The organism is Microbacterium sp. H6 (assembly GCF_003314775.1).
Classification (GTDB): domain Bacteria; phylum Actinomycetota; class Actinomycetes; order Actinomycetales; family Microbacteriaceae; genus Microbacterium; species Microbacterium oxydans.
This window is the reverse complement of sequence record NZ_QOAY01000001.1, coordinates 436-781: the sequence shown is the minus strand read 5'-3', so window position 1 is coordinate 781 and position 346 is coordinate 436. Positions and strand designations below refer to the sequence as shown.

Genomic DNA, 346 nt, shown 5'->3' with positions numbered 1-346 from the left:
GGTGGATCGCTCGACGTGGTCGAGATCGACGCCGCGAGCCACAACGGCGTCGACGACGCGCGCGACCTGCGTGAGCGGGCCACCTTCGCCCCGAGCCGCGACCGCTACAAGATCTTCATCCTCGACGAGGCGCACATGGTGACGCCCCAGGGGTTCAACGCGCTGCTGAAGCTCGTCGAAGAGCCGCCGGAGCACGTCAAGTTCATCTTCGCGACCACCGAGCCCGAGAAGGTGCTCGGCACCATCCGCTCGCGCACCCACCACTATCCGTTCCGACTCGTGCCGCCTGCCGCGATGCTCGAGTACGTCGCCAAGCTGTGCGCCGAGGAGGGCGTGATCGTCGAGC

The 346-nt window shown here is 67.6% G+C and carries 1 protein-coding gene; it reads left to right on the top strand.

What is annotated here, in order from left to right; translation table 11 throughout:
* Positions 1–346 (top strand): AAA family ATPase (locus DSP71_RS22795; RefSeq protein ID WP_396652038.1); only part of this gene is annotated, 346 nt, incomplete at both ends.